Consider the following 19,227-nt stretch of genomic DNA (forward strand, 5'->3'; position numbering starts at 1 on the left):
AGGCAAGCTGCTCACCGGTCGCCGGGATCGTCTCGCTTGGGTCAACCGCGACAGGCGACGGTGGAGTCTGCGGGGCCCAGCCAGCGTTCGACGAGGGTCCGGAGGGACACGTTCGCAAAGGGTTTCACGAGGTAATCGTCGGCGCCTTGCCGAACCGCCTGCAGCGCGAGACATTCATAGCCCGTCATGACGAGAATGGGTGCGCCGCACGCATCGGCCTTGAGCTGGCGAATGACTTCGAAGCCGTCCAGATCAGCAAGGATCACGTCGAGCAGGATGCCGTCAAACATCTGATGCCGCATGAGATCGAGCGCCGCCGCTCCGCTATCGACCGACTCGACATGGTACCCATACCGTTGCAGCACCCAGCTCACCATGAGCCGACTGTGTGGCTCATCTTCGACGACCAACAGTCGCTTCGCGGCATGGCCAACCTCCGGCTGCACCACCTGGCCGTTTTCTTCCCGTGCTATCGGCCGCATGTGATCTTCATCGATTCAATGTCGTTCCCCATATTGAGCTTGGCCAGGTCCTGGATGCGCTGGTTCGGCACCAACGCCAATTCCGTCCCATCAAAGTCGGGCTTGGAATATGCTTTGACGGTCGCGTTCGGTCCGACGATCACGCTTTCGATGTCATTGTTCCAATCACGGCCTTTCAAGTTCTTGAGTGTGCCGATCTCCTGCGGCCCTTGCAGCCGCACGTGTGGATCGTCCGCATCGAATTTATCGTCTTCATAAATCTCGATCCAGCAGTCCTTATCCACCGTCTGGACTTCCAGGTTCGCGGCGCCCGCCACGCTGGCAATGAACAGCACAGCCGTCATCATCCTGATCACCATCGCGTCCTCCCTTTCCTTCACTCTAAGAAATGACCGGGTCGTTACAGTATCGGCCTTACGGCGGGCGGGTGTAGGTCCGGCATGGACTTCGCGCTCACGTCATGCGGAGGCGAACGGATCCGGAGACGGTGGACGGCTCAGGCGCAACGCACGATCAAGGCGGCTATCGAATGCCGGTAGGCACGAGCGGAGCTATCACGAGGGAGAAACGGCGTTCAGGCGAACAGACGTCTCGCGGTTTAGAACAAGGTATAGATGAACGGCGCGACCGCCGAGCCCTGCGTGAGGATGATCAAACCACCCAGCAGGACCAGAATGATCACAACCGGCGCCATCCAATACACCTTACGCTCGCGCATGAAGTCCCAGAGATCACGTAGTAGTTCGGTCATTAGAACGGTTTCTCCATGTTAGAGGCACGGGAGGCCGGGACGGTCCAGTAGCTGTCCGCTGCCTTATCGATACCATCGGTGATGCGTCCGACCTTTCGCTCCTTGATCACTTGCAGCAGCCGGCCAAGAGGGACGACGACGAGCACGAACACAATGCCCAAGATGATCCTGGTATTGATCCATCCCAAGACACCGCCGAGTTTCATCCATGGCCGATAGATGAGACGCAGGGACCTCGGCGCGGCCGTGGCCCAGACGGCCAGCACGGCGGCGATGATCCACGGCCATAGCGGGAACGCGGAGCCCTTCAAGAGGGGCAACACGGCGCCAAAGAGCCCGGCGATGATAGCGGCCATTGTGAAGCCGAACTTGCGGAGGCCGGGCGCATCGAGGTCTGGAATCTCAAACATGGCGAGCTTTCCGTGTCACGGTGTCCTCCATGCGAACCATACGAGGCATCCTAGCGAAACAGAAGAAGGTCGGCAAGCCACAAGTGCGTCTCAAAGGCCGCCGCAACCAAACCTCCTGCCGTTGCGCAACGAGTCCTACAGATCTTTTCGGCCAGCCGTCCTCCCTGCCGTGGTTTCCTTGCCTGACAGCTTGCCGTAGTTTCCCTCGTTAGAATGAAGGCGGAGAATCGATATGACCAAGAAGCTTGTGGAGCGATGTCCCAGCTGCGGCTCTCCGTATTTTCGGCCGCTCGATTGTGACCACGTCTGTCATTACGCGCACTGTTGTGAGTGCGGGACCGCCTGGGACGCCTTGACCGGGGAGCCGGTTCCCAAAGACGTGCAAGCGTGTGCGCAAATCTACCGACAGCGGGCGCCATTTTCTGAGGACGAACGACTGGAATTCGCAAAGGCGTTTGAAAGATTTTTTGTCCGTCTCGGCATGGACGTCCATCAACCCGGCACCATGGACACCCCGCTGCGATTCGTGGATGCGATGATCGACGCCACCGGTGGCTATGATGGCGATCCGAAAATCCGAGTCCTCTTCGACAACGAATGCCCCAGCGAGTGGGGACAAGACCAGATCGTGGAAAGCCCGATCACCTTCTTCTCCATCTGCGAACATCACGTGCTGCCCATCAAGGGGCTGGCCTATATCGGCTACATCCCGAACAGGATGGTGATGGGGCTGTCGAAGCTGACGCGGATCGTTCGAGTGATGGCCAAACGCTTCACGTCACAAGAACGTATGGGCTACCAGATCGTCGAGGTCCTGGAGAAGATCGCAGCGCCAAAAGGCGTCGGCCTGATGCTCGTAGCCGAGCACTTCTGCACGCAGATGCGGGGCGTTCACGAAGTCGGGGCGACGACCACGACCCTCGTATGGAAAGGCGCCTATGAGAGGGACGAGGAGTTACGCCGCAGCTTGCTGCATCTCGTACGAGGTGCGTAAGCGCAATGTGACCGCATGCAGATCGTGACGATGTTCGACCAGACGGCGGGACGCGGGCATCGTCGACTGCCTGACGATCTGGGGTCCCTGTATGACGGCGACCTCACCTTTCCCGATCGCTCCGTCCGCCGCCCGCTCGTGATCGGCAACTTCGTGCAGTCGCTGGATGGCATCGTCTCGCTCAAAATCCCCGGAAAGTCTGGCGGCGGCGAGATCAGCGGCCGGAACGAAGAGGACACGTTCATCATGGGCCTGCTCCGCGCCTCTGCGGATGCCGTCCTCATCGGCGAGGAGACGTTCCGGGCGGGAGCCGGGCATCTCTGGACCGCATCGTTTATTTACCCAAAACTGGAGCGGCAGTTCCTGGACCTCCGACAACACTTGCGCAAACGTTCCGATCATCCGTTGAACGTCATTGTGAGCGGGCTGGGCACCGTCGATCTGTCCGAGCCGTTGTTTCGACGGGGCGACATCCAGGGTCTCGTGCTCACGACCAAGGTCGGCGAACGGACGTTGAAGCAGCGATATGGGGAGGACCTGCCCGCTCGCGTTCACGTGCTCCCCGGCGAATCCTTCATCGAGCCATGGGACATCGTGACCTTCCTCCACCGTGACTATCGCGTAGACCTTCTGCTTCACGAGGGGGGACCGACCTTGTTCTCGGCATTCCTCAAACAACGCGCGCTCGATGAACTGTTTCTGACCGTCGCCCCTCAGATCGTCGGGCGGGGGCTTGCGGCCGAACGCCCGAATTTCTCCGGCCCCCTCGCCTTCGGTCCTGAAGAAGCGTTGTGGGGCAATCTCGTGTCCATCAAACGCGCCGCCGCGGCCGGACATCTCTTCCTTCGCTACCGCTTTCCTACAGCTCGATGATGGCGGGTACAGGGTGGCCATCTCGCTCCATTGAGGCCTGAGCGAAACGAGCGGCACCGGCTCGTGATCTCGCGATAAGCATCCATCCTACAATACGGCCACTCCGTCGCCGCTTGCCGATCATGCGACATCGGAGCAGCTTCCTCCGCATACCCTGAACGAGGCACCCATGAAACGCTTCTTGCTGGTCGTGGTTCTGGCCGCCACTCCTCTCGTTCATGCCGTCTCAAACGCAGCGCCGATGACGCTCTTTGCCGATCTCACGGGAAGTGCGGAAGTCCCGCCGACCGGCTCACCGGGAACGGGCCATACGACGGTTATCGTCGATCCGGTGGCGAATACCTTGCACGTCGATGTGACATTCAGCGGCCTCGAGGCAGGTACGACGGCTTCGCACATCCATTGCTGCCTTCCTTCACCGGGCGCGACGGGCCTCAACGTCGGCATTGCGACCGCTGTTCCGACCTTCCCCGGCTTTCCCTTGGGCGTGACGAGCGGCACCTATTCCCATGATTTCAGCCTCCTGGACTCCGCCACCTATAATCCGGCCTTCATCACGGCACAGGGTGGAACGGTGGGTGGAGCTGAGGCCGCATTGGTCACCGGACTGGTGAACAGAGAGGCCTACTTGAACGTACACTCTTCATTGTTTCCGGCTGGTGAGATCCGCGGCATCTTGGCAACGCCTGAGCCTGCGAGCGTCCTTCTCGTCACTTCCGGATTCGCGGGGCTTGTGATGGGTCGATGGGCTCGACAGCGCTCACTGTTGACTGGCGGGAATCTTAGACGCTGAGGGTCGTTTTTTAGATTTCCCGGAGACCCGTTCGGGGCTGCCGCCAGCGGGGTCGGTCGCATTGGATTGGCGATCCCCGGGAATAGACTGCTGCGCGGCAGCCGGCTTCGTCAAATCATTATTGACCCAGTTATTGTCGGCATTGACGTCGATCCCTGCCGCGGGGGGCGGCTTCTTCAGATTGGTGTATTGCAAGGTGCCGAAGGGCTGGATCTGGTCGTCGCCCGGCAATTGCTTACGATCCCAGCCTCCGCCCAGTGCGCGAATGAGCCCGACCGTCGATCTCAGGAGCTCGGCCTTGATCTGTACCCCCTCGATGCGTGCCTGCAGCGTCGCGACCTGGGCATAAATCAGCTCAAGGCTGGACGCCAACCCGCCCTGATACAGCTCCGTGGTCAGATTTTGCGCCTTGAAATTGGCGCCGACGGCGGCGTCCTGCCGGTCGGCCGCGACGGTGAGCCGGTTCGTGAGGCTCAATCCGTTCTCAACCTCCCGAAACGCGTTCAGCACGGTTGAGCGGTAGAGGTCTTCGGTCTCGCGATAGGCCGACCAGGTTCTCTGCAGTTGCGCGCGGCGATACCCGCCCTCGAAGGCCGGCAGCGACACCAACGAACCATAGGACCAGAACCCGGTGACGAACTTCGCCATTTCGACGGCGCTAAAACCGACGTCGAGGATACCTCCATCGGCTCTGAACCGCACATCGGGGAAGAAGGCGGCGCGGGCGATGCCGATGGCGCGATTGGCCTCCGCCATCCGTCGCTCCATCGAAGCGATGTCGGGCCGGCGCTCGAGCAACCTGGACGGAATGATCGGCGGAACCATGAACCTTGCCATACGAAGCTCGTCCACCGGCTCGATTCTGAAGCTGGCCGGCGCCTGATTGACGAGGACGGCGATCGCTTGCTCCGTCACCTGGCGCTGACCTTGAATCTGCGCGTACTTGGTCTCCGTACTGAAGAGCAGCGATTCCGCGCGCGCGACATCGAGGGCCGAGGCGATCGCACCGGCGAACTGAGCTTTGATCAGGTCGAGCGAACTTCTGTAGAGGTCGATCGATTGCTTGTAGATGGCCGCCTGGGCATCGTAGCCACGGAGCGTAAAGTAGTTCGCGGCAATTTCGGCCTGCAGGCTCAGGCGGGCGAGGCCCCAGTCGGCGGCCCGCTCTTCCGCGCGATAGATCTCGACGCGTGTCGCGTTGCGGATCGCCGACCAGAAGTCCGGCTCCCAGGAGGCAATCCCGCCACCGGCCCCCACCGATCCGGTCAAGGGAGTATCAGGGTCGTAGACCTCGGGATTGACGTGGAGGTGACTATCCGTGACTTTCCCGCCGACGCCGACGTGCGGGATTCGCTGCGAGCGAACCTGCATCATCACATCACGGGCCTGGACGAAGCGTTCCGCCGCCGCTTGTAAATCCGGATTCGCCGCCATCGCCTGCTCGACGAGTTTGTTCAGCACCGGATCGTTGTACAGGGTCCACCAGTCCGGGCGCAGTTCGCCATCCGATGGTTTCGCCTCCACGAAGGGACTCGCCCCTTGCCACGACGCGGGAACGACGTACTCAGGCGGTTGATACGTCGGAGCCAGATCGACGTGCGGCAACCAGTCGGTGCTGCATGCCGACAACGTGATCGCGAGCAGCACAGCGCCGTGGAGCGCGAGGCTGCGCCTCCCTAGGCACCGAGGTCCAATCGGAACACGCTCTGCCATCATGGACGGGTTGGCGAGGACGGGTGCGGCGGCTGTGCCTGCGGGGGCGGAGCCTGTGGTCGCGGTGGCTCCGGCGCCTGTTGCGGCGGCGACGGTTTTGGCTGAGACGTCTGCGAAGGCAGTGGCTCCGCCGGTTCAGGCGCACGCGGCGGCTGAGAGACCTGTGACGGGTGAGGAGCCGGCGGTCGCGGGGGTTCGTTGACGAGATCGTACCCGGGTGCCGGCGTGACGACGCGCACCTTGTCGCCTTCGAGCAGCGCGGCGCTCGGGTTGTTGATGACGCGATCGCTCGTGGAGATGCCCTCTGCCACTTCGACGGCGTTGTCCATCAGTTTGCTCACGGTGATGACTTTGAGATGCACGCGGTCGTCCTCCGTCACCGTGGCCACCTGTGTGCCGTGCTCCTGGAACACCAACGCCGTGGATGGAATCATGAACGCTTCTCGATCGACCGGTGCCGTGAGGTGGACCTGAGCATAGGAGCCGGGCCAGAGCGCGCGGTCTTCATTGTCGATCGTGAAGACCGTGACCGCCGTCCGCGTGCTGACGTCGAATCCTTTCGCCACGGTCAGAAATTTGGCCTTGAAATGACGATGGGGTAACTGCGGCACGGTCACGTCGGCCGAGAGGCCCGGTTGGAGAAACGGCCCGAATGTCTCCGGCACGTTGACGAAGAGCCGCAAGGTATCGACGACGGCAACCGTGAACAGGTTGGTGACGGCGTTCGGCGTGCTGAGCGTGCCCTCCTTGCTGACCAAGTCGCCGACGTTGATGTTGCGTTGGATGACGACCCCGTCAAAGGGCGCGACGATCGTTTTGAACTGAATGAACGCTTCGATGTTCCGAACCTTTTGCTCCGCGGCCTTGACCATCGCCGCCTGGGCTTTGAGGTTTTGTTCCTGCACGGTGATCGACTGCTCCGAGACGGCATGATTGGGCCGTAGCGCGATCCAACGCTTGGCGGTGACTTCGGCAAGCCGATACTTGGCGCGCTCCGTTTCAAGATCGGCCTTGGCCTGCGCGTATTCCGCGTCGAGGTCGGGCGCGTTGATTTCGGCGAGGACGTCCCCTTTCTTCACCTCGTCGCCGTAGTCCTTGTACCACATCTTCACATAGCCGGTGGTGCGGGCGTAGATCGGCGCCTCGTACCAGCCCACGATATTCCCGGGGAGCGTGATGCTTTCGGTCGCGGGCACCGGCTTGGGAGTAACGACCGCCACGGTCGGAACGGCGTTTTCGACCGTCTCCTCCTGGAGCGCTGCGGCGTGACTTCGGCTCTCGTAGATGCGATAGCCGATGTACAAACCGAACAACAGGATCGCGACGATGATGAGGGTTCTTTGACGGAGCGCGTTCATGCTGGACTCTGCTCAGGTTGGCGTGCGGCACGCCGGCTATAGAGGATGGCATACACGCACGGCACGAAAAACAGCGTGAAAATCGTGGCGACGAGCAACCCGCCGATGACCGCCCGGCCGAGCGGCGCGTTTTGTGAGTACCCGGTCGCCATGGGCACCATGCCGATGATCATGGCCGAAGCGGTCATGAGCACCGGACGGAAACGGGTCGTCCCGGCTTCGACGGCCGCCCGCAGCGCATCGCCGTGTTCTTGGAGCCGTTCGCGGGCATAGGCCACGACCAGGATCGAATTGGCGGTCGCGGTCCCCATCGTCATGATCGCCCCCGTCAGCGCAGGCTCCGACAGCCGCGTCTGCGTCAGGAACAACGACCAGGCGATGCCCGCCAGCGCGCCGGGCAAGGCCGTGATGATGATGAAGGGATCGAGCCACGACTGGAAGTTGATCACGATCAGCAGGTAGATCAGGACGATCGCCCCGATCAGTCCGAAGATCAGCTCGAAATAGGCGTCGCGCATGAGGGAGGCCTGTCCGTGGATTTCGAGCGCCGCACTGCGCGGCATCTGGTCCCTCATGCCGTCGGCCACCTTCTCGACGTCCTTCAACACTGAGCCGAGGTCCCGCCCCTCGGCGGAGATATAGATGTCGAACAAGGGCATGATGTTGCCATGGGTAATCACCCCCGGCGTTCCCTCCACGGACATGTTCGTCAGATTGCCGAGCAGCTGTACATCGTTGTCTTTCGAAGAATTGTTCGAGGCATCGACCGGGAGGGTCATGAGACTATTGATGCTGTTGATGTGCGGCTGAGGCGTATAGACGTTGATCAAGTACGACATGCCGGTCGAGGGATCCAGCCAATAGATCTGATCGACCTGCTGGCTCCCGGCAGTCGTCATCAGGAGATTGTCCGCCATGTCCTTCAAGGTCCTGTTCACACTGAGCCCGAACGTCCGGTTGCCCTCGACGGTGAGGGTCGGCGTGCGCATCGTCTGCTGGATCACCACGTCGACGGCACCCGGGATATCCCGAAACTTGGCCATCAATTTCCGCGCGAACTCATAGTTGGGATAGATCTCCGGGCCATTGACCTGCACGTCAATCGGAGCCGGTGCACCGAAGTTGAGAATTTTGGCGGTCAGATCGGACGGCTGAAACGTGAACTCGGTCCCCGGATACCGTTCCTTCAAACCCTTCCGCAGAATGCGCCGATACTCCCACACCGGCGACTTTTCATCATTTAAGAGGATTGTCAAGTCACAATCCTGTGAACCGATCGTCGGTGTCGGGATGAACGCGAGGTTGTGCGGCCCGACCGGCAGCCCGCAATTGCTCACGATGTTCTCCACGTGCCCGGGCAGCAACTCCTCGATGCTCTGAGAGACCAGCGTGGCGATGCGTCCGCTCACCTCGATGCGCGTCCCCAGCGGCGCCCGCATGTGCATCTGAATGACTCCCGATCTGATTTCCGGGAAGTAATCCCGCCCGAGAAAGAAAAAGAGGGAGAAGGAGCCGAGCGCGATCGCCAGCGAGACCTTGACGAAGGTGCTGCGACGGGCGATCACGCGTTCGAGCAGTCGACCGTAGCGCTCGCGGAATTGATTGAAGCGGCGCTCGAACCCGTGCTGAAAGCGCGCGAACACGTTCCGCGAGCGGCCTTCCGCGGCCGGCTGTCCATGTGGCTCACGACCCTGCGGCATGTGGGGATCCTGCGTCATGGTGACTCTTCATCATATATTTGGCCATGGTCGGCACCAATGTGCGCGACAGGATGAAGGAAGCGAGCATGGCGATCATGACCGCTTCCGCCATGGGTTTGAACAGATAGCCCGACGCGCCCGTGAGTCCGAAGAGCGGGAACCAGGCGATGGCGATGCACAGGGTGGCGACGAGCGTCGGGACGACGATCTGATTCGCCGCGTCGATGATCGCGGTCTCCAGCGGCTTGCCCATTTCGATATGGCGATCGATATTCTCGATCATCACCGTCGCGTCGTCGACCAGAATCCCCACGGCCAGCGCCAGCCCTCCCAGCGTCATGACATTGATCGTCTCCCCGAGCCAATGCAGGCTGATGATCGCGGTCAGGATCGACAGCGGGATCGAGGTCCAGACAATGACGGTGGCCCTCCAGGAGCCGAGCAGCAGCAGAACGATCACGCCGACCAGCGCGCCGGCGGTCAGCATTTCATGGAGCACGTCCGAGATGGCGTCTTTCACGAACGTCGACGCGTCGTCGAGGAGCCGGATGCGCACGCCCTTCGGCACGATTTGCTCGGCCCGTGGGATCATCTTCTTGATGCCGTCGACCACGTCCAACGTCGACGCCTCCGTGCTCTTCATCACGACGATGATCACGGTCTGCTTCCCTTTCACGAGGACCGCGTTCTGCTGCACCCGACCCATGAGCTGTACCGTGGCGACATCCCGGAGATAAATGAACGCATTGCCTTCCCGCTTGATCGGGATATTCATAAAATCGTCGATCTTCAACGGCGAGGCATTGGTCTGAACGATCCAGTCGGTCGGCTTGATCTTGATGTCCCCGGTCGGCAGCACCCGGTACTGCTCCATAAGGACATCGTGAATCTCCGACGGCGTGAGGTGGCGGGCAAGCATTTTCTGCGGATCGAGGTTGACCATGACCTGCATGTCTTGGCCGCCGTAGGGATGCGGCAGGATCGCCCCGTTGACGGTCACGAGCAGCGGGCGGATCCGCATGTAGGCGAGGTTATAAAGCTCTGCGGGCGTGAGCTCATCGGAGCTCACTTCGAGCATGGCCACCGGGATCGACGACGGCGCGAGCCGCATGATCATGGGAGGCGAAATATCCGGGGGCAGCGCCTTGACGACCGTCTGCGCAATCGCCGTGATATCGGCTTCGGCACGACCGACGTCCACCTCGTCCTGCAGATAGATGTTCGTGATGCTGCTCCCGTAATAGGAGTGACTGTGCATGTACTTGATGCCTTCCACCGTCGAGGTGACGAAACGCTCGAAGAGGTACGTGATGCGTCCTTCCACCTGCTGCGGCAGCAGACCGGAGTAGACCCAGACCACCGAGGTGACCGGAATCGTGATGTTCGGGAACACGTCGGTTGGCATGTGGAGGATCGTGAGGCTCCCAAACAGCACGATCAAGATCGACATGACGACGAACGTGTATGGCCTGCGGAGGGCAATGAGAACGATTTGATTCATAGGGTCAGTATGCCAGAAGCAGTGTGCGTGTCGGCCATATGGTGAACTAGCACGTCAACAGAACTCAGCACAAGCTGATCATCCCTCAGCAAAGCGCTTGCCAGTCGTCGATCGACATTTCCCCGCGCGGGTTGTGCAGCTTTGCACAATAACAATGCGGTTTTCTTCTCTGCCTGACAGCACACCTGCCCGGCGCACGGCTGAAGTGTGCATCTACGAAGTGAACGGAGTGTGCGAAATTTCACAGTTTCGCCGATCGCTCCACCGTCCCATTCGACAGATGTCGCACAAGCTGCAGATTCAACCCGTTTTTTCCGCGATGGTCAGATTAGTCTCATTTGGTATTGATCTTGCCAATCAGATCACAACGAGTTCAATGATTGGTTTTTCAGCCGGTAGCAAGTCAGACTGAACAAACGTAAGGAATACATGGAGCAATAATGAAGGGAATTCAGACATTCAGCATGGCGATGGTCTTCTTCGGTGGGCTGACAGGCCTTGCGAGCGCGGAGCCTGTTCCGGCTGAGACGTTGACGGTTGCGGCCGGCCACAGCCTCAAGGCGGCATTTCAGGAAATTCTCCCGATGTTCGAGAAAGAATACGGGGCTACCGTGGAGGTCGTCTACGGTCCGTCCCAAACGCTTCGTCGGGAGATCGAAAAGGGAGCGCCGATCGATGTGTTTCTGCCTGAGGCGGTTGACGAGGTCGAAAAACTTCACAAGAAGGGACTGACGGTCGACGGAGGTCCTCGCATCTACGCGCAGACGTCTCTCGTGCTTGTCACATCGGTGGCCTCCCAGGCCATCGCGATCTCCTTTCACGAGGTCTCGAATCGACCAACACGGCTTGCCGTCGGCGACCCCAAGACGACCGCGTTAGGGGGCATCAGCGCGCGGGCGCTCGCCAAGCTGGATCCGGCCTATAAGCACATGTCCTCGGTCGTCTATGCCGAGCATAGTGAAGACCTGATCAATGTGGTCCGGACGGGACAGGCCGATGTCGGTCTCGTCTATCGCGCCGACGCAATCGCCAATGGCCAGGTACGTATCATCGATGAAGCACCGAGCGGTGAATTTACCCCTGTGCAGTTTGGGGAAGCGGTGGTGTGGACCTGTCGCAAGGAGATGCGTCATCTCGCCGATGAGTTTGTCGATTTCATGATGAGCCCCCGCATACAGAAACTCCTGCTCAAATATGGATTCGATCCCGCACCGCTGAGTAGATCGTGACCGGGGCCACACAGTTTTTGGGCGGAGCCCGACCGTCATGATGTGCCGGCGACAGCCGATGACGGCTGTCGCCGGCACCGCCCCCATCATATCCAGCTTCATCCATTCATCCACCCATTCATCCACCTTCACCGACCGCTTGCAGTCCCTGGCCTGCATTGATTAGTCCGCCAGAGTCGTGCCGCAATGCGCGCTCAGGACGACGGTCACAGCCGAAGGCCCGCTCACAGCATTGAGACCTCTGGGGAGCCGGTGTCCTTGATGCCCTGTTTGAGCCGAGCACGGGCCAACTGCGCCAGTCGCTCGTAGTGCGTCCGCAACTGCTCGATTTCTTCCAACGTCAACTCTTCGGCCGCCAACACCGCATTATGGGCGCCCTCTTGGGCTCGGATCAGCTCATCCAACTTCAGTTGGATCGCGGCACTCGCCCGATTCGTCGTGTGCTGAATCAAGAACACCATGAGAAATGTCACGATCGTCGTCGCCGTGTTAATCACGAGCTGCCACGCATTGCTGAACCCGAACAACGGCCCGCTGCCCGCCCACAGCACAACGGCGAGAAGGGCCGCACCGAACGCGATCGGATGGCCCACCCACGATTCCATTCTCTTGGCGAACCGATCGAACATCGCCGTCTCGCGCGCAGAGTCAAAATCATTGGTCGTTACAATCATGTCACGCTCCATGGGACCGATTTCCTTGTTACCCGTACTGTCCAGTATCGAGATGACGAGACACGTAAAACTGCCGGGTAAGGCGAAGCCGTTGGTCAGAAAAATAAGAAGAGCCTCGATCGGTCGACAGACGGCCGCTACGTACAAGTTGTAACGTTCGGCGCTCACACTCCACTCCCCGATCCTCTGACAATACCCGTTGGGCCATCTACGTTATGGTAGTGGTAGCAACCTTTGTGGGGAGGGAACATGACGCACGTAATGCTCCTGGTCTCGATGCTGATGATCGGTCAATTCGCCGCGGGCTGTACGACGCATACACACGAGCGTGAGGATCGGCCGCCGGCGGTGATCCACCAAGACGTGACGCCGCCGTCCTCTGATGCTCGGGAAGCTGCGCGCGAAGGAGCCCGTGAAGGCGTCCGAGATATGACCCGATAAGGCGAGCAGCTGTTCAAGATGAGCGGCGGCGGATGCTGCGTGCATCCCGCCTATGCAGGTGGGGAAGCTTGGGGAGAAGTGGCCCTTCCTGCAATTTCATCCCTCGTATCCGCGCTAAGGAAGACACGCCATGAATAAAGGGAGTGCCGCATCGCTGTCGCTCTTCTTGCTCACCATGGCATGCAGTCACAACTTGCCCGATTACCGCGTCCAATCCATTGCACAAGTTCCCCCTGCTGGATCGACCGTGGTGCAATCGCAACTCCCGCACTCTTCGTTGCCCGTCGCGCTGCAGATCGACCTCTCACCGGTTCAAAAGACCCTTCAGTCCGCGGTGCCCGACCGGCTCACCGAAGCGGGCCATCCGCTCGGGAACGATTATCGGTGGACGTTCCTTCGGGACGGCGAACCCACGGTATCGGTGCAGGACGGTTTGGTGATCGTGCGAAGCACGTATAAAGGCGACCTGGAGGCGAAAGCCGGCGCGCGGGTGCCGGCTCGATCCCTTGTATTCCGTGGTGGAGACGTCCGGCCGCCTCTCGGTGCGTGACGAAGGCAATCGTTTGATCGTGCTCTTGGACGATCCGCAGACGACGATTGACTTGAAGCCGGAAAGCGATTCGAAATGCAATATGTTCAACGTGCCCGTGAAGGACCAGCTCGTCGAGTTATTCAATCGAGATCAGTTGACGCAGGCGGTGGAAGCCGCTGTCGACAATCGGTTTGAAGTGCCGCTCGACACGCTGTGGTCGAAGCTTCAGACTCCGTTCGCCGTCAATGTCGTTCCGATCAACGCTCAAGTCTGCCTCTATGGAAAGCCGGAAGACATGGTGATCGGCGGACTGAAAGGCACGGGGACCGAGACGATCATACCCGTGGCCGTCAAAGAAACGCCGACGGCCGTGTTCGAACCGCAGTGTCGACGATCGGGCGCATCGCCGCTCAAAGTCGGCACGGGCAAAGTTTCGACGGAGCGAGAACCGTATAAGGTCCTCGCCTCCATCGCGGTGCCCTACGCTGCGATCAACCAGTCGCTACAGGACAAACTGTTTCACCAGGAATTAACGCTTGATGGCTGGATCAAGGACAAGGTCTTGATCGAACGCGTCAGCGCGTCGGATCTTTCCGGCAAGATGCTCATCCTGGTTGAGACGAGCGGCGATCTCAACGGCAAGATCTATTACTGGGGGACGCCGCAGTTGGACAGCCAGGGCATGATCGTCACCACTCCCGACCTCAAGATGGCCAATGAATCGAAGGCCATGTTGGACAAGATCAAGCTCGGCTATTGGCAAACGATCGATCAGCAGTTGCGGCGCCGTCTGCTGGCGGCCAGTTCCATTGACCTCTCGGATCGATTGGCCAAAGATGCGATCCGCGATGAACGGACAACATAAGGCGAGCGACTTTACTATGGACCTGCTGATGACGCGTCATCAGCCCCAGCGCGCCTATTCGACACCCGCCGCGCTCGTCGCCGACGTCGTGTTGGAGGGAACCGCGCAAGGCACCGCACAGGTGCCCGCCGAAACGGCGCCAATCCGGACTGATCCGGAACGGTCGCCGATGTCCTCGCGGCGGTCCATGGGAATGTAGACGAGGAGGAAGATCCCCATGACGGATTGGGCCAAGACAGAAGCCGAATCGATCATCGACGCCTTTGTGGCCGACCACTCGTCCGCTGATCTGCTGCATCTTCAGGAATCGATCGCCGCAGCGTTGCGCCATGCGTATGATGAGGGCAAGTCGGCCAGCAACGTGGCGGCGTAACGCTTGAGCGACGAGGAACGGCGCCGACGCGTCGCCTCGACCGCGATCGGCGCACGGTCGGCTTCACCCGATTGACGTCTGTCGATCATCGACCTCTAGCGCCGATCAGCACCATTTTTGATCACTTCGACCACGCTGACGTCGAAGATCAAGTCCTTTCCTGCCAGCGGATGATTCGCATCGAGCGTGATACGCGTATCAGCCACGTCGGCCACACGAACAGGAACCGTGTTTCCGGCGCCATCATTGACTTCCAACTCCATACCAACCCGTGGATTGACACCCTCCGCTGAAAACAGCGCGCGATCCACGTCGACGCGCAACGACGGTTCGTACGGTCCATAGGCGTCATGGCTCGCGATCCGTTCGGTTTTCGAGTCGCCCGCCTTCATTCCTTGAACGGCCTGATGAAAGCCGCTGATGATGCCCGTTGAGCCCACCTGAAATTCGATCGGATCGCCGCCATACGAGGTATCGAAGACCGTTCCATCGTCGAGCTTTCCGGTGTAATGGACGCGAACGGTGTCCCCTGGTTGAGCGTATTCCATCGGCAGTCTCCTCCCTCCACAACGGTTGAGCCGGACCGAGGCCGGCACCGGAAGCGAGGTGCTCCGGTGCCGTTCGGAGTTTAGCGGTACTTTTAGCGGTACCAGCGAGCGTCAAGTGGCTGAATCGAGGTCGTTGTCCCTCCTGGTGTCACATAGGCCACGACCTGATCCCCTTCTTTCACCGGTCCCACATGCGTGGACTCATGAAGCAAGAGACGGACTTCTAGTCGGTCAGCTTCGACGATCACGGCATCCGGCTGGACTTTTTTGACCTCTCCATAGATCGTGCCTCGCACGACTTTCGCTTGGGCGCCGTCTGCCGCTTCTGGAAGAGAGGCGGCGTACGCGTGTTGCCCCGAGAATGCAAGGGCAGCGACTGCGGTCACGATCCAAATGTAGGTTTTTCCCATGGTGACCTCCTGGGGATAGAAAAATAATGAGGCCAAAGCAACTGTCGGTGCGGCCGGCCGCAGTGCGCGATCCGCCACAATCAACTATTGCTTTGGCCTCGTTACGCTTATTGAACCCGCTTCGAAGATAGGCCTATGTCGGCCGCCTCTGAAATGAAGGTCAGACGGAGAAGGAAAGATAGTGCCGAAGCGGGCTGACGCCCACAAAACGGATTCGTTGTATGACGTCGACCACGGCGCCCGGGCACCGTTCACGAGGTGCGGCCCTCGGAGGAGAAGAGCCCCTGCTATTTTCCTTCCGGCGTTAAGGTCAATCCGGCCTCGGACCCCGCTCGGGGCGTTCTCTCGCGTTGTGGCTTTCCCGCTTCCGGGCCACGCTGACCCGGTATGACGCCCTCACTCGACGTGGCCTGATCTAGTGACGAACTGACGTCAGAGCTCCCGCGCTCCTCCACACGAATTTGCTTACAACGAAGGAAGCGGCCGAGACGGCCTGCTGGTGATGTGACCTTTAGAGGAAGCTGGGGCCGTTGGACTTGATGCCGAAAGGCCGACGAGGCTGATTGGCGTCACACCGCCGCTTGGTGGACCGCGACGAGGTCGGCGCCGTTCATGTCGACGGCCGCCCCTTGCTGAATCAAATTAATGGATACGACCAGTCGTGATCCATTGCCTTTTCTCATCAAGACTCCCCGCAGCCCCATAAGTGGGCCTCGCACGACCTCCACTTCGGTCCCCGGCGCAAGGCCGGGATACGGATCGTAGGGGTAGTGGCTCTCGATCACGCGCTGAAGAGCCTCAATTTCACGATCGGGGATCGGCTCCAACGTTCCCAGGGCACTGCCGATGATGGATACCACTCCCGGAGTCTGAAGGACCGTGAGCTTTTGTTCGAGATGAAACCGAGCAAAACAATAGCTAGGGAACAACGGCCATTCGATCCGCTTCCGTCGATCCTTCCATTGACTCACTCGTGAGATCAGTGGCAGCAGGGGTTCGATTCCTCGACCGAGTAACTGCTCACGAACGACTTTCTCGCTGCGGGAACGCGTCCGCACCGCGTACCATAAAGCATCGGACACGAGGAGAAACATGCAGGCCCTCCATCTGGGAACAAACCCTATGCATGGTGTAGCAAAAGAAGGTACCGCCGTGCGACAACGTACGCCATCGCGCATTCGATGATTTTTCTGTCGTGCATATCGTGATAGACGAGCAATCTAAGGAGTTGCCAGATAGGGTAAAGGGAGGGAGAAATGGTGGTCAGCCCTGAATTCTACACCCTACCAAAAGGATATCCGGGCTTGCTATTCTAAGTGGCTGTCGGTTGGACCTTCATGGGACGGCAAATATGGAACGACGCGATCACGATAAGAAGCGAGCGTCAAGCAAGACCCCGTCATCTACACTGAAGCGCGCCAAGCCGACCGTGTATCCCGCCAAAAAGAAGAAAACACGACAGCAGCCTTTTTCGGACGATCAATTCCGCTTGATGGTCGAAGCGGTCAAGGACTACGCGATTTATATGCTCGATCCAAAAGGGCGCATCATGAGTTGGAATTCCGGGGCGCAACGGATCAAGGGGTACGCGGCGAACGAAGTCCTCGGCAAGCATTACTCCATGTTCTTTACCAAAGACGCCATCGACGCTGGAAAGCCGCAACTGGAACTCGCCCTCGCCAAACGTGACGGCCGTTTCGAAGAAGAAGGTTGGCGCGTTCGAAAACTGGGGCCGCAATTTTGGGCCAATGTGGTGCTCACGCCGATCTATCACAATGGGCGATTGCGGGGGTATGTAAAAGTCACTCGGGATCTGACGGAACGAAAAGCGGCGCAAGATGCGCTCTTGCAGAGTGAGCAGTGGCTCCGCACCACGCTCGAAAGCATTGGGGATGGTGCGATTGCGACCGATGCGGCCGGCGACGTGAAGTTCTTAAACCCGGTCGCGGAGGCATTAACGGGCTGGAAGCAAGCCGACGCAAAGGGGCAACCACTCGACACGGTATTTTCGATTATGAACGAAGAAACCCGGAAGCCGGTGACCAGCCCATTCTTCAAGGTGGTCGCCAGTGGCAACATCGTGGGGTTGGCAAATCACACGGTCCTGATACGACGGGACGGCACGGAAGTGTCTATCGCGGACAGCGCCGCTCCCATTTTGAGCCCGGACGGCAATATCATCGGTGTCGTCATCGTCTTTCGTGAGCAATCACATTCGGCGCCATAACGCGAACCGCTCGCCCCTCGGCTTGGCGCCTTCCTCAACAGGCCAACGAACTACGGTGGCTTCGAGTCAGTCTACGGCTTCAACGAGGTGGATTCCTGCTTCAAGGCGGCAATCTCTTTTTCAAGCTTGATCATCTTCAGTTCCCGGTCCACGACCACGTCGTGGAATTGCTCGAGCTCGGTGAGACGCTGCTGAAGGTCCGTCGTGCGCTCCAGCACACGGCGTTCGAGTTCTTCATTCGCTTTGCGGAGCGCCTCCTGGGCCCGGCGCCGCTCCGATAAATCCCGCGTGACTTTGGTAAAGCCGATAAGGGTTCCGTCCTTATACAAGGGAGTAATAACGACATCGGCCCAAAAGCGGGAGCCATCCTTCCTGACGCGCCACCCTTCTGCCTCCGTGCGGCCGTGCTGTTGGGCCTGAGCCAGCAGTTTCTGTGGCATGCCCGCCTGCAGATCGGCCGGTGTATAAAAGCACGAAAAGTTCCGGCCGATGATTTCGTCGGCGCGATACCCTTTGAGCAGTTCAGCACCGGTGTTCCAGGTTCGGATGTTCCCTGCAGGGTCCATGAAGTAGATCGCGTAGTCTTTGACGGCCTCGACAAGGAGCCGAAAAAGCCGTTCGTTATCGGCCCGCTGCTTCAATTCGTCGTTTGCCGCGCGGAAGGACTCCTCGGCCCGACGCCGCTCGGATAGATCTCGAGTGACCTTCCCAAAGCCTATGAGCTCGCCGTCCTCGTCGTACAACGGAGTGATGACGACATTGGCCCAAAAGCAGGAACCATCTTTCCGGACCCACCAGCCCTCCGCCTCCGCCCGTCCGTCCTGTGTGGCCTGCGCCAGCAGTTTCTGCGGTAACCCATGGCGTCGATCTTCCTCGCCGTAAAAGCGAGAGAAATGCTGGCCGATGATTTCATCGGCTCGGTAGCCGTTGAGGAGCTCAGCTCCCGTATTCCATGTCATGATCTCGCCGGTAGGGTCCATCATCACGATCGCATAGTCCTTCACGGCATCAACGAACAACCGCAAGAGATGCTCGCTGTTTGCGTTCCGCGGCAGGCGCCGGTGGTGGTTCCAGTCCATATCCGCCTATATAGAGGAAAGGTGGGCGATCATTAAAGTTGGCCACAAGCGAGTGTCGGTGTAGGCAGGATCACTACAGCGGGGCGGCCGCCCGCGTGAAAACTGGAGAAAAACTCGGCAGAGGCAGCGTTAAGAGAGCCAAACGATGCCGGTTGTCGGCCTTGGCACACCGGAGCCAAGGACTTTAATCAAGCTTGGAAGCGGCGCCGACGACACGACATCCGGGGGTGCTCCGCGTCCATGTGTAGGCCCATGCCTATTGACAGGCGTTTCA

General features: G+C 59.8%; 21 protein-coding genes and 1 pseudogene. 10 read left to right on the forward strand and 12 right to left on the reverse strand.

Features of this window, described 5'->3' with window-relative positions:
- Positions 1-41: 41 nt before the first annotated feature.
- From AC1U7K_RS06130 to AC1U7K_RS06145, 4 genes are all read right to left on the reverse strand, one after another.
- Positions 42-482: a response regulator transcription factor gene (locus AC1U7K_RS06130; protein WP_480250057.1), complete on the reverse strand. Its 441-nt coding sequence runs from the start codon at positions 480-482 to the stop codon at positions 42-44.
- Positions 470-841, reverse strand: a complete 372-nt coding sequence (locus tag AC1U7K_RS06135; RefSeq protein WP_480250058.1) for a hypothetical protein — start codon at positions 839-841, stop codon at positions 470-472. The genes AC1U7K_RS06130 and AC1U7K_RS06135 overlap by 13 nt, the downstream gene beginning before the upstream one ends.
- A 239-nt stretch (positions 842-1,080) precedes the next feature.
- Positions 1,081-1,233 (reverse strand): DUF5989 family protein, encoded by a 153-nt coding sequence (locus AC1U7K_RS06140; protein WP_480250059.1) that lies wholly within the window; start codon positions 1,231-1,233, stop codon positions 1,081-1,083.
- The gene (locus tag AC1U7K_RS06145; protein WP_480250060.1) at positions 1,233-1,643 is read right to left on the reverse strand and encodes an SxtJ family membrane protein; all 411 of its coding nucleotides are present in this window, start codon (positions 1,641-1,643) and stop codon (positions 1,233-1,235) included. The genes AC1U7K_RS06140 and AC1U7K_RS06145 overlap by 1 nt, the downstream gene beginning before the upstream one ends.
- 232 nt (positions 1,644-1,875) lie before the next feature.
- On the opposite strand from AC1U7K_RS06145, the gene folE reads away from it, so the two are divergent.
- The 3 genes from folE (at position 1,876) to AC1U7K_RS06160 (ending at position 4,303) form a co-directional block, all read left to right on the forward strand.
- Positions 1,876-2,637 (forward strand): GTP cyclohydrolase I, encoded by a 762-nt coding sequence (gene folE, locus AC1U7K_RS06150; RefSeq protein WP_480250061.1) that lies wholly within the window; start codon positions 1,876-1,878, stop codon positions 2,635-2,637.
- A gap of 15 nt (positions 2,638-2,652) precedes the next feature.
- Positions 2,653-3,510 carry a dihydrofolate reductase family protein gene (locus AC1U7K_RS06155; protein ID WP_480250063.1) on the forward strand — a complete coding sequence of 286 codons (858 nt, stop codon included), beginning with the start codon at positions 2,653-2,655 and terminating at the stop codon, positions 3,508-3,510.
- Positions 3,511-3,679: 169 nt separating this feature from the next.
- On the forward strand, positions 3,680-4,303 hold the full coding sequence (locus AC1U7K_RS06160) for a CHRD domain-containing protein (protein ID WP_480250065.1): 624 nt from the start codon (positions 3,680-3,682) through the stop codon (positions 4,301-4,303).
- Here the strand turns inward: AC1U7K_RS06160 and AC1U7K_RS06165 are convergent.
- The 3 genes and pseudogenes from AC1U7K_RS06165 to AC1U7K_RS06175 form a co-directional block, all read right to left on the reverse strand.
- Complete coding sequence (locus tag AC1U7K_RS06165) at positions 4,271-6,016, reverse strand: efflux transporter outer membrane subunit (protein WP_480250246.1); 1,746 nt, start codon at positions 6,014-6,016, stop codon at positions 4,271-4,273. The genes AC1U7K_RS06160 and AC1U7K_RS06165 overlap by 33 nt on opposite strands.
- A complete protein-coding gene (locus AC1U7K_RS06170) occupies positions 6,016-7,374 on the reverse strand; it encodes an efflux RND transporter periplasmic adaptor subunit (RefSeq protein WP_480250066.1) in 1,359 nt (452 codons plus the stop codon). Before AC1U7K_RS06170 ends, AC1U7K_RS06165 begins: the two co-directional genes overlap by 1 nt.
- A pseudogene (locus AC1U7K_RS06175) lies at positions 7,371-10,575 on the reverse strand (efflux RND transporter permease subunit). Before AC1U7K_RS06175 ends, AC1U7K_RS06170 begins: the two are co-directional and overlap by 4 nt.
- 440 nt (positions 10,576-11,015) lie before the next feature.
- Here AC1U7K_RS06175 and modA point away from each other — a divergent pair.
- Positions 11,016-11,804, forward strand: a complete 789-nt coding sequence (gene modA, locus AC1U7K_RS06180; protein ID WP_480250067.1) for a molybdate ABC transporter substrate-binding protein — start codon at positions 11,016-11,018, stop codon at positions 11,802-11,804.
- Between the two features lie 224 nt (positions 11,805-12,028).
- Here the strand turns inward: modA and AC1U7K_RS06185 are convergent, their stop codons facing one another.
- Positions 12,029-12,646 carry a low affinity iron permease family protein gene (locus AC1U7K_RS06185; RefSeq protein ID WP_480250069.1) on the reverse strand — a complete coding sequence of 206 codons (618 nt, stop codon included), beginning with the start codon at positions 12,644-12,646 and terminating at the stop codon, positions 12,029-12,031.
- An 81-nt stretch (positions 12,647-12,727) separates the two neighbouring features.
- On the opposite strand from AC1U7K_RS06185, the gene AC1U7K_RS06190 reads away from it, so the two are divergent.
- The 5 genes from AC1U7K_RS06190 to AC1U7K_RS06210 all read left to right on the forward strand — a co-directional run bounded on the left by AC1U7K_RS06190 (position 12,728) and on the right by AC1U7K_RS06210 (position 14,689).
- Positions 12,728-12,919, forward strand: a complete 192-nt coding sequence (locus AC1U7K_RS06190; RefSeq protein ID WP_480250070.1) for a hypothetical protein — start codon at positions 12,728-12,730, stop codon at positions 12,917-12,919.
- A 130-nt stretch (positions 12,920-13,049) separates the two neighbouring features.
- Positions 13,050-13,469: a hypothetical protein gene (locus tag AC1U7K_RS06195; protein WP_480250071.1), complete on the forward strand. Its 420-nt coding sequence runs from the start codon at positions 13,050-13,052 to the stop codon at positions 13,467-13,469.
- Positions 13,438-14,316: a DUF4403 family protein gene (locus AC1U7K_RS06200; protein WP_480250072.1), complete on the forward strand. Its 879-nt coding sequence runs from the start codon at positions 13,438-13,440 to the stop codon at positions 14,314-14,316. Before AC1U7K_RS06195 ends, AC1U7K_RS06200 begins: the two co-directional genes overlap by 32 nt.
- On the forward strand, positions 14,300-14,515 hold the full coding sequence (locus tag AC1U7K_RS06205) for a hypothetical protein (RefSeq protein ID WP_480250073.1): 216 nt from the start codon (positions 14,300-14,302) through the stop codon (positions 14,513-14,515). The genes AC1U7K_RS06200 and AC1U7K_RS06205 overlap by 17 nt, the downstream gene beginning before the upstream one ends.
- 18 nt (positions 14,516-14,533) lie before the next feature.
- Positions 14,534-14,689 (forward strand): hypothetical protein, encoded by a 156-nt coding sequence (locus AC1U7K_RS06210; RefSeq protein ID WP_480250074.1) that lies wholly within the window; start codon positions 14,534-14,536, stop codon positions 14,687-14,689.
- 95 nt (positions 14,690-14,784) lie between these two features.
- Here AC1U7K_RS06210 and AC1U7K_RS06215 read toward each other — a convergent pair whose 3' ends face one another.
- From AC1U7K_RS06215 to AC1U7K_RS06225, 3 genes are all read right to left on the reverse strand, one after another.
- Complete coding sequence (locus AC1U7K_RS06215) at positions 14,785-15,237, reverse strand: FKBP-type peptidyl-prolyl cis-trans isomerase (protein ID WP_480250075.1); 453 nt, start codon at positions 15,235-15,237, stop codon at positions 14,785-14,787.
- Positions 15,238-15,329: 92 nt separating this feature from the next.
- Positions 15,330-15,647: a hypothetical protein gene (locus AC1U7K_RS06220; protein WP_480250076.1), complete on the reverse strand. Its 318-nt coding sequence runs from the start codon at positions 15,645-15,647 to the stop codon at positions 15,330-15,332.
- 569 nt (positions 15,648-16,216) lie between these two features.
- Positions 16,217-16,741, reverse strand: a complete 525-nt coding sequence (locus AC1U7K_RS06225; RefSeq protein ID WP_480250077.1) for a UpxY family transcription antiterminator — start codon at positions 16,739-16,741, stop codon at positions 16,217-16,219.
- Positions 16,742-16,998: 257 nt separating this feature from the next.
- Here AC1U7K_RS06225 and AC1U7K_RS06230 point away from each other — a divergent pair, with 257 nt between their 5' ends.
- Positions 16,999-17,874, forward strand: coding sequence for a PAS domain-containing protein (locus tag AC1U7K_RS06230; protein WP_480250079.1), 876 nt, complete (start codon positions 16,999-17,001; stop codon positions 17,872-17,874).
- 71 nt (positions 17,875-17,945) lie between these two features.
- Here AC1U7K_RS06230 and AC1U7K_RS06235 read toward each other — a convergent pair whose 3' ends face one another.
- A complete protein-coding gene (locus tag AC1U7K_RS06235; RefSeq protein WP_480250081.1) occupies positions 17,946-18,953 on the reverse strand; it encodes a PAS domain-containing protein in 1,008 nt (335 codons plus the stop codon).
- Positions 18,954-19,227: the final 274 nt, after the last annotated feature.

This window comes from Nitrospira sp. Vd2, from assembly GCF_979581665.1.

Coding starts and splice junctions, on each gene's coding strand:
- AC1U7K_RS06130 (WP_480250057.1), bottom strand. CDS start 482: ATGCGGCCGATAGCACGGGAAGAAAACGGCCAGGTGGTGCAGCCGGAG.
- AC1U7K_RS06135 (WP_480250058.1), bottom strand. CDS start 841: ATGGTGATCAGGATGATGACGGCTGTGCTGTTCATTGCCAGCGTGGCG.
- AC1U7K_RS06140 (WP_480250059.1), bottom strand. CDS start 1,233: ATGACCGAACTACTACGTGATCTCTGGGACTTCATGCGCGAGCGTAAG.
- AC1U7K_RS06145 (WP_480250060.1), bottom strand. CDS start 1,643: ATGTTTGAGATTCCAGACCTCGATGCGCCCGGCCTCCGCAAGTTCGGC.
- folE (WP_480250061.1), top strand. CDS start 1,876: ATGACCAAGAAGCTTGTGGAGCGATGTCCCAGCTGCGGCTCTCCGTAT.
- AC1U7K_RS06155 (WP_480250063.1), top strand. CDS start 2,653: ATGCAGATCGTGACGATGTTCGACCAGACGGCGGGACGCGGGCATCGT.
- AC1U7K_RS06160 (WP_480250065.1), top strand. CDS start 3,680: ATGAAACGCTTCTTGCTGGTCGTGGTTCTGGCCGCCACTCCTCTCGTT.
- AC1U7K_RS06165 (WP_480250246.1), bottom strand. CDS start 6,016: ATGGCAGAGCGTGTTCCGATTGGACCTCGGTGCCTAGGGAGGCGCAGC.
- AC1U7K_RS06170 (WP_480250066.1), bottom strand. CDS start 7,374: ATGAACGCGCTCCGTCAAAGAACCCTCATCATCGTCGCGATCCTGTTG.
- modA (WP_480250067.1), top strand. CDS start 11,016: ATGAAGGGAATTCAGACATTCAGCATGGCGATGGTCTTCTTCGGTGGG.
- AC1U7K_RS06190 (WP_480250070.1), top strand. CDS start 12,728: ATGACGCACGTAATGCTCCTGGTCTCGATGCTGATGATCGGTCAATTC.
- AC1U7K_RS06195 (WP_480250071.1), top strand. CDS start 13,050: ATGAATAAAGGGAGTGCCGCATCGCTGTCGCTCTTCTTGCTCACCATG.
- AC1U7K_RS06205 (WP_480250073.1), top strand. CDS start 14,300: ATGAACGGACAACATAAGGCGAGCGACTTTACTATGGACCTGCTGATG.
- AC1U7K_RS06210 (WP_480250074.1), top strand. CDS start 14,534: ATGACGGATTGGGCCAAGACAGAAGCCGAATCGATCATCGACGCCTTT.
- AC1U7K_RS06215 (WP_480250075.1), bottom strand. CDS start 15,237: ATGGAATACGCTCAACCAGGGGACACCGTTCGCGTCCATTACACCGGA.
- AC1U7K_RS06220 (WP_480250076.1), bottom strand. CDS start 15,647: ATGGGAAAAACCTACATTTGGATCGTGACCGCAGTCGCTGCCCTTGCA.
- AC1U7K_RS06225 (WP_480250077.1), bottom strand. CDS start 16,741: ATGTTTCTCCTCGTGTCCGATGCTTTATGGTACGCGGTGCGGACGCGT.
- AC1U7K_RS06230 (WP_480250079.1), top strand. CDS start 16,999: ATGGAACGACGCGATCACGATAAGAAGCGAGCGTCAAGCAAGACCCCG.
- AC1U7K_RS06235 (WP_480250081.1), bottom strand. CDS start 18,953: ATGGACTGGAACCACCACCGGCGCCTGCCGCGGAACGCAAACAGCGAG.